At 36.9% G+C, this 15497-nt stretch carries 11 protein-coding genes and 2 pseudogenes; 2 read left to right on the top strand and 11 right to left on the bottom strand.

Going from position 1 to position 15497, the window contains the following annotated elements; genetic code table 11:
- Positions 1-177 precede the first annotated feature (177 nt).
- The 5 genes from HMPREF2810_RS04285 to HMPREF2810_RS04265 all read right to left on the bottom strand — a co-directional run bounded on the left by HMPREF2810_RS04285 (position 178) and on the right by HMPREF2810_RS04265 (position 6258).
- On the bottom strand, positions 178-3063 hold the full coding sequence (locus HMPREF2810_RS04285; RefSeq protein WP_002383177.1) for a DEAD/DEAH box helicase: 2886 nt from the start codon (positions 3061-3063) through the stop codon (positions 178-180).
- Positions 3056-3472 carry a (deoxy)nucleoside triphosphate pyrophosphohydrolase gene (locus HMPREF2810_RS04280; RefSeq protein WP_002381045.1) on the bottom strand — a complete coding sequence of 139 codons (417 nt, stop codon included), beginning with the start codon at positions 3470-3472 and terminating at the stop codon, positions 3056-3058. The genes HMPREF2810_RS04285 and HMPREF2810_RS04280 overlap by 8 nt, the downstream gene beginning before the upstream one ends.
- 748 nt (positions 3473-4220) lie before the next feature.
- Entirely contained in the window at positions 4221-5138 is a 918-nt protein-coding gene (locus HMPREF2810_RS04275) for a hypothetical protein (RefSeq protein WP_002383175.1), read from the bottom strand.
- Positions 5139-5153: 15 nt separating this feature from the next.
- The gene (locus HMPREF2810_RS04270; protein WP_002383174.1) at positions 5154-5780 is read right to left on the bottom strand and encodes a hypothetical protein; all 627 of its coding nucleotides are present in this window, start codon (positions 5778-5780) and stop codon (positions 5154-5156) included.
- On the bottom strand, positions 5770-6258 hold the full coding sequence (locus tag HMPREF2810_RS04265) for a hypothetical protein (protein WP_002383173.1): 489 nt from the start codon (positions 6256-6258) through the stop codon (positions 5770-5772). The genes HMPREF2810_RS04270 and HMPREF2810_RS04265 overlap by 11 nt, the downstream gene beginning before the upstream one ends.
- 462 nt (positions 6259-6720) lie before the next feature.
- On the opposite strand from HMPREF2810_RS04265, the pseudogene HMPREF2810_RS15995 reads away from it, so the two are divergent.
- Positions 6721-6864, top strand: a pseudogene (locus tag HMPREF2810_RS15995) (site-specific integrase); the annotation flags it as partial.
- Positions 6865-6920: 56 nt separating this feature from the next.
- On the opposite strand, the gene rpsI reads toward HMPREF2810_RS15995, so the two are convergent.
- The 5 genes and pseudogenes from rpsI to HMPREF2810_RS04240 form a co-directional block, all read right to left on the bottom strand.
- Positions 6921-7313 carry a 30S ribosomal protein S9 gene (rpsI, locus tag HMPREF2810_RS04260; protein WP_002354786.1) on the bottom strand — a complete coding sequence of 131 codons (393 nt, stop codon included), beginning with the start codon at positions 7311-7313 and terminating at the stop codon, positions 6921-6923.
- A gap of 13 nt (positions 7314-7326) precedes the next feature.
- On the bottom strand, positions 7327-7755 hold the full coding sequence (gene rplM, locus HMPREF2810_RS04255; RefSeq protein ID WP_048670019.1) for a 50S ribosomal protein L13: 429 nt from the start codon (positions 7753-7755) through the stop codon (positions 7327-7329).
- A gap of 236 nt (positions 7756-7991) precedes the next feature.
- Entirely contained in the window at positions 7992-8459 is a 468-nt protein-coding gene (locus HMPREF2810_RS04250; RefSeq protein ID WP_002354782.1) for a Dps family protein, read from the bottom strand.
- Between the two features lie 127 nt (positions 8460-8586).
- A pseudogene (locus tag HMPREF2810_RS04245) lies at positions 8587-9307 on the bottom strand (DUF5105 domain-containing protein).
- Between the two features lie 83 nt (positions 9308-9390).
- Positions 9391-10911 (bottom strand): gluconokinase, encoded by a 1521-nt coding sequence (locus HMPREF2810_RS04240; RefSeq protein WP_002383170.1) that lies wholly within the window; start codon positions 10909-10911, stop codon positions 9391-9393.
- Positions 10912-11019: 108 nt separating this feature from the next.
- On the opposite strand from HMPREF2810_RS04240, the gene HMPREF2810_RS04235 reads away from it, so the two are divergent.
- Complete coding sequence (locus HMPREF2810_RS04235) at positions 11020-11712, top strand: prepilin peptidase (RefSeq protein WP_002383169.1); 693 nt, start codon at positions 11020-11022, stop codon at positions 11710-11712.
- 48 nt (positions 11713-11760) lie between these two features.
- Here HMPREF2810_RS04235 and rpoC read toward each other — a convergent pair whose 3' ends face one another.
- Complete coding sequence (gene rpoC / locus HMPREF2810_RS04230; protein WP_002354777.1) at positions 11761-15414, bottom strand: DNA-directed RNA polymerase subunit beta'; 3654 nt, start codon at positions 15412-15414, stop codon at positions 11761-11763.
- Between the last annotated feature and the right edge of the window lie 83 nt (positions 15415-15497).

The following is a 15497-nucleotide window of genomic DNA, read 5'->3' as shown; positions in this document are numbered from 1 at the left end:
CAGGAGTGTTTAGCTTCAAGAAATAAGAAAAAATTTCCGAAAGATGCTTTTCGGCTTTCGAGGAATTTTGGCTTATTTCCGAAGAAGCTGCTCCTGTCCCACCGTTTATCTTAAGATTTAGGTCTAAGAAGATAAGTCATTTCGACTTATGTCCCAAGCTCCATCTTTTTCTAAATCTTATTCATTTGTACGAATAGATTGCGTTAAAAATTCATACATATTAGGTTCTACAGGTGTTTCTAAGGTAAAGTCTAATTTAACGACGCTTTTTTTCTTACCCTCTTTGTCTTGTTTTTCGACTTGTTGGATAGTTTCTTGAAGAGGGGCTACTTCGCCTAGATAATAGAAATCTGTTTCGTTCTCTTTTTGATTATATTTCCGTTTCACAAATAAATGAAATTTATATTCCCCAGGATTCCGCAAAAGTTGAACTTCTGGCGAGCGTAGATTTCTAGGCGCTTTTGTATACCAATGGAATGTTCGTTCATCAATAAATTCATCCTCATAAGCAATACGTGCAGCTTTAAAATCTTTGCCTTTATCCAAAGTTACAAAAATAGCAAAATGATTATTACTGTTTGTATAGCCACCAATACTTTGTTCATTTTGATTAAAGTTCATATTTAATAATCGTAAAACATCTTTACGACGATATTTTTTGTATAAATTTAACGGTTGGGATAAATCATACTCCATAGATTTGTTAATCCCTGTATGGATTACATCTAACATCAAATTGATGAAATAAGAATTCTTTTTAAACTCTCTGAATTTTTCTGTTATTTGTAAACAATTTTCTTTCATCTTAAACATTTGTGATAACAAATAACGTTTTCTAATTGTTGATTCGTAAAAAGATAAATCTAAGACTTTAACAACAGATGCTAGAGTATCTGTCGTATACGTCAGGTTAAACGTATCAAACAGCGCTGTGATTTCCTCTAAAGATAACTGTTCTTTATCTGTCATTAAAAATTCTTCAATAACATAAAGTTCATGCGGGCGAATTCCTGATAGCAATTCTACAGAAACAAATTTTAGTGCACTGTTTTCTTCTTCACTTAATTTAGCTTCTGCTTCCCCAATCCTCTCCAAGAAATTATAGTATGTTTTTTCTTTACCTATAATCAACAATGGATCCACGCCATCTAACACTTGAAAATCATTCAGGTAAGGAACCCTATTCAACCGATTTTTCAACTTAAAATAACTAGCTTTTAGTTCTGACATCGCATCTAATTTAGCTTGATCAATTGATTTAAAGATACGCTCACGAGCAACTTTTTCAAAATTAATTGAAGATAAACCACTGATATACGTCACATCAATTGTATCGCGACGTAAACTATTCTTAGTTTGAGAACTATCTCCAGATAAAGCCATAGGAATCATATAGTTATTTTTATAATTACCAATAAAATCAATTACCGTAACAAATTCTTTTGATGGGTCTTTTCTTAGCCCCCGACCTAATTGCTGAATAAAAATAATACTAGATTGCGTATTTCGCAGCATAATTACTTGATTTACTTTAGGGATATCAATACCTTCATTAAAAATATCAACCGTGAAGATATAATGAATCTCTCCAGTATCTAAACGCTTAATTTCCTTTTCTCTTTTATCAAAATTATGGTCACCTGATAAATAAGCACTCGGAATTCCACGATCGTTAAACATCTCTGCTAACTGCCTTGCTTCGTCTTTACGACTACAAAACACCAAGCCTCGAGGACTATCTCCCGAATAACCATAATAGTTAATTTTTTTTATTAAAAAATCAACTCGTTCTTCCTGTAGCAAACGTTTTAAATCGGTTGTTTCATCAATGATTTCACCATCTTTTTCATAATCAGTTACGCCAAAATAATAAAATGGACAAAGCAGTTCTAATTCTAAAGCGGCTTGCAAACGTATTTCATACGCTACATTATAATCAAATAGCTCAAAGATATTAAAATTATCTGTTCTTTCAGGTGTAGCCGTCATTCCCAATAAAAACTTGGGATTGAAAAATTCAATGGCTTTAATATAAGATTTCGCTCCAGCTTTATGGACTTCATCAATCAAAATATAGTCAAACGCTTCTTTTCCTAAACGCTCTTGATATTCACTTTTAGATACTGTTTGAATTGTTCCAAATAGATATTTTGCATCAAAATTCTTAGAATTCCCTGATAAAACACCATAATCATCATCTTTTCCACCTAAAATCAATTTGAATGATTCTAATGCTTTCATTAAAATTAGCTCACTATGAACAATAAATAATACACGTTTAGGATGGAATTGCTGCACATCAAATGCTGCTAGATACGTTTTCCCTGTACCAGTCGCCGAAACAATCATTCCCTTAGTTGCGCCCGTTTCTCTAAGCGCTTTTAAACTTCTAAGCGCTTCTTTCTGCATAGAGTTCGGCAAAATATATTGCGTATCTAAACACTCGTTTTCAGAAACATCTTGCACTAACATCTTTCTATTAACAATAGGATGATAATTTTTTTCAAATGCATCGACCCATTCTAGGGTTAGCGACTGTGCCTCATGCCATTCTTGAATGAGATGCTTTTGAATAGAAGAAACCATCTCGCCATTCTCTCTTGAAGTTAATCTAACATTCCACTCATAGTTAAGTTTCAAAGCAGACATTGTTAGGTTCGAACTACCAATAACAAAGCTTTGATAATCCTCCATCTCAAACAAATATCCTTTTGAATGAAAACCTTCTTTTTTAGAAACTCGTACTTCTACATTTGGAATATTCAACAATGCTCGAAATACGTGTGGATCATTAAAATTTAAGTATGTTGATGTTAAGATTTTTCCAGAGATTCCACGCAAAGCCAGATCAGCCAGTTGTGTTTTTATTGCATTTAAACCACTAGGTGTTATAAATGCAACGGCTATAAAAAAAGTCTTACAGCTTTTCAAATCTTTACTCAATGTATTCAATAAATAATCATGTTTTTTGGGATTGTTCACAATAAATTTAGGTGTAAGATCGTCACCTAGAGCTTCTTTATTAATAAATGCCTTTTGTAACGCCAATTCTAAATTATCCATTTTGTTCAGTTCCCACACCTTTTTCTACTAATTTTTCCACAGTAGGAATATCAGCAGGCGCCCACTCAAGTTGGTTTAATTCATTTGGCGTTAGCCATTTAATTTGTAGATGTTCTGTCAACTGAGGTTCACCTGATTCTAAATAACAGATAAATGTAGTTAGATTAACGAAACCAAAATCATACTCATATCGACAAAAAGCATACTCTTCCTTGACGATCGTTACTTCTATTTTTAATTCTTCTTGCAATTCACGTTCAAGCGCTTGAACTTTCGTCTCACCATTCTCGATTTTTCCACCAGGAAATTCCCAAAGATTTGCTAATGCACGTTCAGGTCCTCTTTGACAACACAAAACTTTCCCGTTCTCCACTATGATTGCTCCTACTACGTGAATTTCTTTTTTCATATATTTTAACCCTCTAATCTAATTGATTTTGTTAGTTTTATTATATTTAGGATCGCATAAATAAGCTATGGTTGCAATATTAGTGGCGTAAATTTCATTTATTATATTTGTTTTTTGATTTACTATACTTTAATTATTTAATAACTCTTCAGTTTAAACATACTAATCTCTCAAAAAACCGCAACTTACTCCCTCCAAAACGCAAGAGAGAAAAAGTTAATAAAGAAATATCTCCCAAAAACGTATGATGAATTCAAAGAAAAAAGAAATAGCGGCGATCAAAATGAGGAAATCAACTAAAAAGAAATGTATCATCTGCGTAAGTGCGTTATTCGTAATGAGTATACTTGCTGAAATCGGAATCAATTATTCTCTTGGTAAGAAAGATAAACATATTGTCAGTATGTGAATTTTTATATACTGGTTTATGACAGAACACACACTGTCGCTACCATAAAAAAAGACACCTTCCAAAAAATGGAAAGTGTCTTGAAACATTGTAATTGATTCGTAAGCGAACACGTTCGCAACGACTCCAAATAATTAACGTTTTGAGAACAGAACTTGCTATCATTTAGGAATTCCAATCCATTAGAATCCTTTTATATAAATAACTTACTAGTTTAGAATATGGATTGAGATGGACAGATTTGGATGTTTATTGATGGTACTTGAACCAATTTGAACCAAAATAGATGTTAGTTGAATACAATATCTGTGAATAATCACTCAAATATACTATTAAAAATCATTTGTTTTTAGTTCGTAATTTTTCATTTATTTTTCTCGACAAGTCTCTTCCAATATCTTTAAAAAACTTCTCTTCTTTTCTCATTGACCATTTTTTTGAATCTATTTCATCGGAAAAAATTGAAATAAGGTTGGGTATTACATCCACAAAAACTTTTATTGCGACTTTTGATTTAAGTTCTTCTTTCCCTACAAAAAAGTCCTCACCTTCAAAAGAATTGAAATCAATCTCTACCAGGCTCTTTTCACCTAACGTCAACTTGAAGCGTTCATCTTTTCTAAAAACAGTTGTTTCCACTTTGGAAATTTTTTGATTCTCAAAAAGAAATAAAAGCGTCGTTAACATCTTCATTATCTTTTCTCCTGAACCAGAAATTTCTGCTAATTTATCTGCTGTAGAGCCTTTAAACCCAATAACACTCTCTACTTTTGTGTTATTTTGATCATTAAGGAACGAATTGGGATTATCAAGTAAATGGTGAATCATCCATATAAACAAATCAGTTTTAATACCAATAATTCGTTGCTCCGATATCTCCATCTTACCCGAATATCCGGCTAAAGTTCTTAAATTCCCAAGAGTGGGGGTAGTGTATCCTTTATCTACAATGTAGTAATTTTTAAAATTATAGTTAAAAATTATTATATCTGCAACATACAATCCTACTCTTTTTTCTCTTATTGGGTTAGTTATCTCATTCTTTCTTATATACTCATATTGATAAACTAAATAGTTATATGTAACTACCTTTTCGTCAATTTTAAATGTTTGGTTATCATCAAATGCCAAATCTACTTTGTGTAATAGAGTTTCATTACTAAATGGGTCCAATGTCCCCTCTCTATTTATTAAAAACTTATCTATCAAACTTTCTAAAGAATTATCTGTATTATCCACCCACTTTGAATATGCCATTATGCTTCAACCACCCTATTTTTGAATTAATTTAAGCCCATTACTATTAATGCTGATCAAACCCCAATTTTTTTCCCTTTCAAACCTTAGTTCATCTTTATTCCCTCGATTATGCTCTTCTAGTAAAAGAGAAAAATGAATTTCTCTTGAAAAAGAAATATCAAATTCGGGACTTTTAGATAACATTTCATTTAAGTCTATCTCATACTCTTCTGATGTCGTAATTTCTTTTATAAAAGAAACATTTTTCCTTTTTTCTAACTGTAGAATATATGATGTTGGACATTTTATCATTATGTTCTTTTTACAAAACCGCTTTTTCCCACTTACATCTATATTTACTACAACATCAATCGTTTTTTCTTCATCTACATCATCATTAGAAATATATAATTTATTCGATTCTTGGCTACCCGATTTCACAGAGACTGTTACATTCATCTTCTTTTTCATAAAAAAGTCTTGAATGACTGCCAGTAATATACTTATACAGGTATTAAAAATAGCAATATCAAATCCTATTAATATCTTATCTGACTGAATATTTAGAAACTTAGATGCTATAGGAAAAAAATACGCACATATTCCCGAACTAATAACAACAACCAATTGTATTAATTGTTTCTTTATATTATCCTTCATCAAAATACCTCATTAACTGCGGATATATAAACTGTTTGAATAACGAATCAATTTCATCGCCATAAACAATACCATTGGACTTTAAAACTGTTTTGCTTGATGTTTCTTTATCATAGAAATGTATTTCAAAAATATCAATAGATTCTCTATCAGAATACCATTCGAGTTCATCAATTATTCTAAATATTAATTCTCTATTTGAACGGGATTCTATTACTAAATCATCAATTTCAGACTGAACATTTTCTTCTGCATCTGAACACATTTTGATTTTTTGCAAATACAAATCTGGATAAATATAAACGGCTTTAACTAAGTCTAGCATTAACTCTACATTAAACAGGACTTGTCTAAACCCTTCCTGCTTTTGCTTTTTTATCAATTCTGAATAATTAGAGGGAGCACAATCATAAGGAACTAACTTAAAATTATAGTTTTGTTCATACAATTTCTTAAATATTTTCCCATATTTCATCATCAAGCTCCTCTCATCAGTTTATACCTAATGCACAGTAATTATAACACAAAAATTATACATTTATATACTAACACAAGAAATAGTGAAATTACTTAGAAAAAACATCGTTGTAACTAAAAAATAAAGAGAGGTAAACATGAAAAAGGTTTAGTTTAATTATAGTTATTGCACTTACATTGTTAATTAATTGTACTCAAAACATCAACGGAGAAATGTAAAAATAATACACATCAACAACTAAGAAACAATTCATATTAAGTGAATTTTTAAAATCTAATAAAAATTCCCAAATTTGATTTTATGTAAATGAGGTTATTCAAGATTTCAGGAAAGATACATCTGTTAGCGAAATTTATGCATTTAAAAAGTTGCTAAATATGATGGCGATCTTTACTCAAATTTAGGATGATTAGCACAACTAATGATAAATAATTTCTATCGTCTATAGATGACAAGCAAGTAGATTATGATAATACCTTTGTATCAAAACGCTTAAGTCATATTAATGTCCAAACAACACAAAACTACTATCTTGAATTAATGCAAAAAAAAAAGCACCAGCAAAATGCTGATGCTTTAAACTTGTTAAATTCTTTGTCCAGTTGATTTGAACCAACTTGAACCAAAAATCTCTTGTAAACGTTGATACAACAAGGAGTTGATTAACGTTTTGAGAACTGTGAAGCTTTACGGGCTTTCTTAAGACCTGGTTTTTTACGTTCAACCATACGTGCGTCACGAGTAAGTAACCCAGCGCGTTTTAAAGCAGAACGGAAGTCAGGATCTACTTGTAACAATGCACGAGCGATTCCGTGACGGATAGCTCCTGATTGTCCAGCATAGCCACCACCGTTTACGTTTACGATTACATCGTAAGCGCCTTTTGTTTCAGTTACGCCAAATGGTTGGTTGATAACTTCACGCAAGTCAGCATGTGGAATATATTCTTCTACGTCTTTTTTGTTTACAGTAATTTTACCAGTACCTGGTACTAAGCGTACGCGGGCAACTGCATTTTTACGACGGCCTGTGCCGCTATATTGTACTTGTGCCAATGAATTTCCCTCCTTAAATTAAGTTCGTGATATCTAATACTTCTGGTTGTTGTGCAGCATGTGGATGCTCAGCTCCACCGTATACGTTCAATTTAGTAAATTGTTTACGTCCTAAAGTGTTTTTAGGTAGCATACCTTTTACAGAAGTTTCGATAAGACGGCGAGAGTTTTTGTCGCGTAATTCACCAGCTGTCACTGATTTTAATCCTCCAGGATACATTGAGTGACGGTAGTAAATTTTGTCTGTAGCTTTTTTACCTGTTAATTTTACTTTATCAGCGTTAATTACGATTACGAAATCTCCAGTATCCACATGTGGTGTGAATGTTGGTTTATTTTTACCACGTAGTACAGAAGCAACAACTGCTGATAGACGTCCTAAAGGAACATCTGTTGCATCTACTACGTACCATTTACGTTCTACTTCGCCAGCTTTGGCCATATATGTTGTACGCACGTTTCTTTCCTCCAATTTTGTTTTCGATGTTTGACATACACTTGAGTTTCCGGGGCTCATTGTGGGGCAAACAATACCATTTAATATTTTACCTTCAATCACTGATAAAGTCAATGTTTTTCTGCGCTTTCAGAAAATAGATTTTCACTTATTTTTTTGTGCCTTTTAAACAGAAAAAAACCGCCAACGTCAACGTCAGCGGCTTTGGGAGTTGTTTTAAATTATGCGTCAATACCAGGCGCTTTGCCAAGTTTGGCTTGTAACATCCAAATATTTTTTTCGATGTCTGTTTTGTTTGCGATGAAAATGTCTTGTGTGCAATCGTCGCCTTCTTCACCAGAAACTTCGATTCCTTTTGCGTAAAGGTCTGCTAAGTAACGGTAGCCTGCTACTAATTTTTCCATACGCTCTGGAATGGTGCGGTCCCAGTTACCAATTTCATCTTCAATTTTTGTATTTTCTGCGAATTCACGCAATGTTGAGAATGGAGAGCCGTCCAATGTGATTAAACGTTCTGAAACAACATCTAATTGCTCATTGATTTGATCCATGTATTCATCCATTTGTGGGTGAAGTGTTAAAAATTCAGGTCCACGCATATACCAATGTGTTTGATGAATTACCACGGAAAATTGGCTTAAATCTGCAACGAGTTGGTTCAAAATTTCTTTTGTTTTTTCAAATTTCATTCTTTGTCATCCTCCTAAATATTATTTCTACACTCTTAGTGTAATATGAATTGTGAAAAAAGTACACTGAAAACCTTTCTTTTTTAAAATTATTATCAAATTATAATAATTACAATTAAGAATCTAATTAATTTCCTGAAATCGCTGTTTTTTCATCCGCAGTGACGACTTTTTGCTCCGCTTGAGTGAGGATCGTGTCGAGTGCCTCTGTCAACTGGTCAGTATCTTCTTTTCCTGTGACGAAAGCTAAAAAAAAACTGATTCAGTCTCAGTTGCTCCGCTGCCGGTAAATACCATTGCCCTTCTACTTGCTTAACCGTTAATGGCAGTTCAACTGGCTCATGGCTGACATTGATTTGTTGGATTTCTTTTTTTAAAACGGCTAACGTGTGCTGCATGTCTAGCGCTTGTGTTGCCTGTTGCGTTTGCTGAAGAAGAGCAGTGGTTGTATCTTCAATCGCCGTCACAAAATCTAAGCCCTTAATCTGAAAAGTGATTGTCGCTTGCCCATTCAATTCTTTTGTGGCTACTAGTTGATATGACGCTTTTTTCTTCACTTGAGCCAGTAATTCTGCGCTAAGCTTCTGGGCTTCAGTCTCGGTGACTTCAGCGTTCATTTCTTTTAAGCTATTGAAAAATTGCTTCTGGAACTGTTGACGGCTCGTCTGCAAATGCTCCGCTAAGACTTTCGGTTCACGAAAAGTTTGAGAGAATGTCGCTGTCTTTTCTTGATAAATAAAGTAATCTACCAACTGTTGCGCTGCTTTTTCGCCGGAACGAGACGGTGCACTGCAACTTGCTAACGCCCCAATGAATAACAGAAATAGTGGTAGTAGCTGTTTCTTCATTCCTCATCCTCATTTCCTCAAGTCTTCGTCTCTCTTCTAGTTAAGCAATTTCTCAGTCATTTGTCAAAGCTATTTACTATCAATTATTTGCGGAATTCTGCTAATTTTTGATAACTTTGTGCTAAAACTTGTTGGGTTTCTTGAAAAACAGGATACAGTTCTTGATAAACTAGCAATTGATCCGCTCGTGGCGTGACCGTTTCATGAATCAGCACCTGTTGCGCCGCTGCTTGTAAATTTGGTAACTGCCCTAAGCCTTGCCAACCTAGCAAAACAGCGCCTAATGCCGAAGCTTCGGTGCTATCAGTGAACGATAACGTTTCTCCCAGCACATCAGCCATGATTTGACGGAACACAGGGGAATCAGCAAAGCCGCCTGTCGCTCGAATCTCCTGAACGGGTCCACCGAGTTGTTTCAAATCCTCTAAAATAGTTTTTAAATTGAAACAGATTCCTTCTACCACCGCTCGAGCTAAATGTCCGGCATGGTGATTTTTGCGCAAGCCAAGAAAACTTGCGCTCGCCTCTGCATTCCACAACGGTGCTCGTTCACCAAGCAAATAAGGATGAAACAGTAAGCCATTTGCCCCGGCTGGCACGGTTGCAATTTTGGCCATAATTGGGTCATAGAAATTAGTCCCGTTTTGGATAGCTTGCTGACGTTCTTCTGCAAAAATCGTTTGGCTCGCCCAATCTAACGCAACTGCACCATTACTACTTGCGCCACCAATCACCCAGTGCTGTTCATCTAGAGCAAAACAAAACGTTTCACCTTGCGGATGCAAAAAAGGTTCTTCGACAATATACCGAAGTGCGCCGCTCGTACCAACGGTCAAAGTCGCTACACCCATTCCTAGCGCTCCCAAACCTAAATTAGACAATGGACCATCCGCGCCACCAAGAACTAAAACCGTTTCTTCTTCAACACCAAGCATCTCTTGCCAAGAAGGCGCTAATGCTGGAAAAATGAACGTTGACGGGGCAACTTTTGGCAACTGTTCCTCCTCAATAGATAAATACGCTAAAATCGATGATTCCCATTGCCGCGTGTGAATATTAAATAAACCCATTCCTGAAGCACTACTATAATCTGTCCAGTATTCGCCAAAGAAACGGTAAAAAATGTAGTCCTTAATCCCAATAAACTTGGCCGCGCTCTGCGCAACGGCTGGCTGATTTTCCTGCAGCCAGCGAATCTTGTATAAAGGCGCCATTGGATGAATTGGCATGCCTGTCAATTGATAAAACAATTGGGCCGCTGGCGTTTCTTTTAACGCTTCCGCATAATCAGCCGCTCGTGTGTCAGCCCAAGTAATCACTTGGGTCAATGGGCGTCCTTGCGCATCCATGGCAATTAAGCCATGCATCGCTGAAGCAAAAGAAATGAGCCCAATTGGTTGATTCTTCACTTGCTGTGTGACGGTTCGAATACAGTTCACCACAGCTTGGAACAGCGTTTCTGGGTCTTGCTCCGCCATTCCTTCAGTCTCTTGAATTAATGGATAACGCACATAGCTAGAAGCTACGACTGTGCCATTTGCTTGAAAAGCCACTGCTTTGGCTTGCGTGGTGCCAACGTCGACACCAATCGCTAATTTTTCCATTTGATTCCCTCATTTCTTGTTTCTTTTATTATTCCTAACAAAAAAAGATTTGTCTAGTCAAATGAAAAAGTTTAAAAAAAGCGTAGTTTATTTTTAAGGAGGTAATCTATGTTTTTCTTGAGTCTCTTTTTGATTGGTGCCTGTTTCGGTTCTTTTTTATGCTTAGTGGCGGAGCGCTTACCAGTAGGGCGTTCTTTGTGGTGGCCCCCTTCCCACTGTCAAGGTTGCCACCAGCCTCTACAACTCTATGAATTAATTCCAGTTGTTTCGATTTTGCTGCAGCGCTTTCGTTGTCGAAAGTGTCAACAGCCAGTAGCTAAGAGTTATCTTTTAGCAGAACTTGTCATGGGCGGGTTAACCGCAAGCTGTTTTTCAGCTGGCCTGAAGATTGATGCTTTGATTCTCTGGTGGTGGCTGACGAGTGCTTTCACATTATCCTTGATTGATTACTGGTATTTAGTGGTTGAACCGAAGATTCTTTATCCTAGTTTTTTTGTGCTTTACTTGCTGAAAGTGGCGGGTCAGCATTCGTTTTACTTACTGACTGGTCTTTTTTGTTTTTGTTTTTTCCGAGCCGTCTTACATTATTTTCCGGAAGCCATGGGGCGAGGGGATCTTTTGTTACTGGGTTTGTGGGGCTGTTTTTTACAGGTACCTCAGTTGCTGATGCTACTATTTTTTGCCAGTAGTTATGGTCTAATCTGTGGCTACAGTTGTAAATTTTTAGGGTATCCAGTTGAACAAAAACTTCCCTTTGTCCCCTTTTTAAGTTTGGGCTTACTCACAATCAGTTGGTTATAGCAAATAAAAAAAGCCGCAAGGAGCATGCTCCTTACGGCTTTTTAGGGTTTATTTATTGATGTTTTTCATCGCATCTTCAGCAGCCATTTGTGCTTCGATGTCTGAAATACTATAAACGTTTTCGCTAGCTACGCCAACTTCTTTTGGTTCCATGTTACGGTAACGAGCCATACCAGTACCAGCTGGGATGATTTTACCAATGATAACATTTTCTTTCAATCCAAGTAATGGATCTTTTTTGCCACGGATAGCAGCATCTGTTAACACGCGTGTTGTTTCTTGGAAGGATGCAGCAGATAAGAAGCTGTTTGTTTCCAATGACGCTTTGGTAATACCAAGTAAAACTGGACGACTAGTAGCAGGGACGCCACCAGCAACTAATGTGTCGTAGTTACGGTCTTTAAATTCTGCGATGTCCATTAATGTTCCTGGAAGGATTTCAGTGTCACCTGGATCCATTACGCGGATTTTACGTAACATTTGACGAACCATTACTTCGATATGTTTGTCGCCGATTTCTACCCCTTGCATACGGTAAACACGTTGTACTTCACGTAATAGGTAGTTTTCAACAGATAAAACATCACGAACTTGTAATAATTGTTTTGGATCAATTGAACCTTCTGTCAACGGTGCACCACGGTGGATGATGTCGCCTTCAGCAACTTTCATACGTGCAGTGTAAGGGACAGTATAGGTACGTGTATCTGTTTTTCCTTTGATGGTTACTTCTTTTTGACGTGTGGCAGGATCTTCAGAAATATCGATAACTTCACCGGTTACTTCTGTAATCACTGCTTGCCCTTTCGGATTACGTGCTTCAAAGATTTCTTGGATACGAGGTAAACCTTGAGTGATATCGTCACCGGCAACCCCACCGGTATGGAACGTACGCATGGTTAACTGTGTACCAGGTTCCCCGATTGATTGAGCGGCGATTGTACCAACTGCTTCTCCGACTTCAACGTCAGAACCAGTTGCTAGGTTACGTCCGTAACAGTGCTTACATACACCATGTTTTGTGTTACATGTAAAGACAGAACGGATAGTTACTTTTTCAATACCAGCGTCCACGATTTCTCTTGCAAGATCTTCAGTGATTAGTTGATCCGCACCAATGATGATTGCACCAGTTTCTGGATGAACAACTGATTTACGTGTATAACGACCTAATAGACGTTCGTCTAATGGTTCGATAATTTCATTACCTTCACGAATTGCTTCGATTTCAAGACCACGGTCAGTGCCACAGTCGTCTTCACGAATGATTACGTCTTGGGCAACGTCAACTAAACGACGTGTTAAGTAACCTGAATCGGCTGTCTTCAAGGCAGTATCGGTCATCCCTTTACGAGCCCCGTGAGTTGAGATAAACATTTCTAAGACAGAAAGTCCTTCACGGAAGTTTGAGATGATTGGTAATTCCATGATTCGTCCATTCGGAGCGGCCATCAAACCACGCATACCAGCTAACTGTGTAAAGTTGGAGATGTTACCACGGGCTCCAGAGTCAGACATCATGAAGATTGGGTTACGAGCTTCCATACTTTCGATCAGTTTTTGTTGGATTTCGTCTTTGGCACCGTTCCAAACGCCGATTACACGTTCATAACGTTCGTCATCAGTAATTAAACCACGACGGAATTGTTTAGTAATTGTTTCAACTTGTTTGTGGGCAGCATCAATGATTGCTTGTTTTTCATGAAGAACCATGATATCGGCAATCCCTACTGTCATCCCAGCATAAGTTGAGTGTTTGTAACCTAAGTCTTTCATGCGGTCAAGCATTTTAGAGGTTTCCGTAATGTGGAATCTCTTGAAGACTTCAGCAATGATATTTCCAAGATTTTTCTTCTTGAATGGTAAAACTAATTCTTGCTCTTTAATGTGTGCAGGAATGTCTGTACCAGCTTCTACGAAGTATTTATCTGGTGTTTGAACAGTTAAGTTATAGTCTGTTGGTTCGTTCAAGTAAGGGAACTCAACAGGCATGATTTCGTTAAAGATGATCTTACCAACTGTGGTGATTAAGATTCGTTCTTTTTGCCAATCAGTAAATGGTTTGTCACCTAAAAGTGTTGTTTGAACCCCAATCCGTGAGTGTAAATGCACGTAGCCATTTTGCCATGCTAAAACAGCTTCGTTCATGTCGCGGAAGATCATACCTTCCCCTTCACGGCCTTCTTCTTCCATTGTTAGGTAGTAGTTACCTAAGACCATATCTTGAGATGGTGTAACAACTGGTTTACCATCTTTCGGGTTCAAGATATTTTGGGCAGCAAGCATTAACATACGAGCTTCTGCTTGTGCTTCTTCGTTTAGAGGCACGTGAACCGCCATTTGGTCTCCATCGAAATCGGCATTGTAGGCTTCACAAACTAATGGGTGAAGACGGATGGCACGACCTTCAACAAGAACAGGTTCGAAAGCTTGGATCCCTAATCTATGCAACGTAGGTGCCCGGTTAAGTAAAACTGGGTGTTCTTGGATAACTTCTTCTAAGATATCCCAAACTTCATCTTCGCCACGTTCGATTTTACGTTTCGCATTTTTAATGTTTGTCGCAATTTCACGTTGTACTAATTCACGCATTACAAATGGTTTGAATAATTCAATCGCCATTTCTTTTGGTAAACCACATTGGTACATTTTTAAGAACGGACCAACGACGATTACGGAACGACCAGAATAGTCAACACGTTTACCTAGTAAGTTTTGACGGAAACGACCTTGTTTCCCTTTCAACATGTGAGAAAGAGATTTCAATGGACGGTTACCTGGTCCAGTAACTGGACGGCCACGACGACCATTATCGATTAAAGCATCCACCGCTTCTTGTAACATCCGTTTTTCGTTTTGAACAATGATGCTTGGCGCATTTAAGTCTAATAAACGTTTTAGACGGTTGTTACGGTTGATAACACGGCGGTATAAGTCGTTTAAGTCACTTGTTGCAAAACGACCACCTTCCAATTGAACCATCGGACGTAAATCTGGTGGAATAACTGGGATAACATCCATTACCATCCAGCTTGGTTGGTTACCAGAGGCACGGAAGGCTTCTAAGATGTCTAAACGACGGATGGCACGTGTCCGTTTTTGACCAGAAGCTGTTTTCAATTCTTCTTTTAATTGCGCAACTTCGCCATCTAAATCGACGTTATCTAATAATTGTTTCACGGCTTCGGCACCCATAGCAGCTTTGAAGGCTTGGCCATATTGTTCACGTTTTTCACGATATTCACGTTCCGTTAACAATTGTTTTTTCTCTAATGTTGTGTCACCTGGTTCGATGACAACGTATGAAGCAAAATAAATGACTTCTTCCAATGCACGAGGGCTCATGTCTAAAACAAGACCCATCCGAGATGGAATTCCTTTAAAGTACCAGATATGTGAAACTGGTGCGGCTAATTCAATATGTCCCATACGTTCACGACGTACTTTTGAACGAGTGACTTCAACGCCACAACGGTCACAGACAATACCTTTATAACGGATACGTTTATATTTACCACAAGCACATTCCCAGTCTTTGGTTGGACCAAAAATGCGTTCACAGAATAACCCTTCACGTTCGGGTTTTAATGTACGGTAGTTAATTGTTTCGGGTTTTTTAACTTCCCCATAAGACCAACTTCTGATCTTTTCTGGTGAAGCAAGCCCTATTTGCATACTTTCGAATTTATTTACATCGATCAAAAGGAATTCCCTCCATTTCCTTATTTAGAGAAGCTGAGTCAGCAACTTGTTAGCAAATGGCAAGCATCACTTGAAAGAAGGTC

The organism is Enterococcus sp. HMSC078F03 (genome assembly GCF_001811595.1).
In the GTDB taxonomy this organism is placed as follows: domain Bacteria; phylum Bacillota; class Bacilli; order Lactobacillales; family Enterococcaceae; genus Enterococcus; species Enterococcus faecalis.
The sequence above is the reverse complement of the archived record's forward strand: the minus strand, read 5'-3'. Positions and strand labels throughout refer to the sequence as shown.